The 1,079-nt window shown below is 63.9% G+C and carries 1 protein-coding gene; it reads left to right on the top strand.

Annotation, left to right across the window (positions count from 1 at the left end):
- Positions 1 to 49 precede the first annotated feature (49 nt).
- Positions 50 to 1,079: IS701 family transposase (locus tag I6F09_RS37160; RefSeq protein ID WP_225143927.1), on the top strand; the 1,030-nt coding region annotated here is incomplete at its 3' end.

Genomic DNA, 1,079 nt, shown 5'->3' with positions numbered 1-1,079 from the left:
CTAGCATTACAGTTGCATCTTCCTGAAGGTTCTGAATCCATGGGCGACCATGATTCGGGATCTGATGATTGGTGGCGCGTCAGTTGAAGATACGCTGACGCTGTGGGCTTCGGCGTTGCGAGATATCAAGCAACGCATCCGTCCGCTGTTTACGCAGGAGCGGGTCGCGGCCGCGGCGGGGCAGTTTCTCGACGGACTGTTGGGCAACGAGCCGCGCAAGACGGGTTGGATGCGGGCGGAAGCGGCCGGCGATCCAGGCCCGTGGCGCCAGCAAGCGATCCTGGGTCGGGGGCAGTGGGACGCCGATGCGCTGCGCGATATTGTCCGTGAATACGTGCTGGAAACGCTGCCCGATGAGGACGCGGTTCTGGTCATCGATGAGACCGGCTTTTTGAAACAGGGCAAGGCCTCATGCGGCGTCGCGCGCCAGTACACCGGCTCGGCCGGCAAGATCACCAATTGCCAGATCGGAGTGTTCGCCGCCTACGTGTCGCGGCATGGCCATGCCTTCATCGACCGGGCACTCTACCTGCCAAAGGACTGGACGGACGACCCCGCTCGCCTGAAGGCTGCGCATGTCCCGAGCGATGCGGGCTTTGCGACAAAGCCCAAGATCGCGCGTCACATGATCGCTGGCGCGATCGCCGCACAGGTGCCGTTCGCGTTCGTGGCCGCGGACAGCGTGTATGGCACCGGTGAGATCGAAACCCTGCTGCGCAAGGAGGGCAAGGGCTATGTTCTGGGTGTTGCGTCCAATCATGTGTTCCGTTCCTGGGGCAAGCCGCAGCCTGTCGCCGGCACCGCCTCCGCGATTGCGCAGAGCCTTCCCAAGAAGGCCTGGCGCCGCCTGGCGTCCGGCGAGGGGATCAAAGGGCCGCGCTGGCACGACTGGGCCTATCTCGAGCTGGCCGATCTCGACGCCGGTGAATACAACGACGACCTTGCCGGGGAATGGACGCGGGGTCTTCTGATCCGCCGCAACATCGCCGACGGCAGCTTGGCCTTCTTCTCCACATGGTGCCCCAAAGGCACGTCCATGCAGAAGCTGGTGTCGGTGGAAGGCCATCGCTGGGCCATCG

Origin of the sequence: Bradyrhizobium sp. IC3195, assembly GCF_020193585.1 — a bacterium.
Lineage (GTDB): Bacteria > Pseudomonadota > Alphaproteobacteria > Rhizobiales > Xanthobacteraceae > Bradyrhizobium > Bradyrhizobium yuanmingense.
Note: the sequence above shows the minus strand (reverse complement) of the source record. Positions and strands in the feature narration are given on the sequence as shown.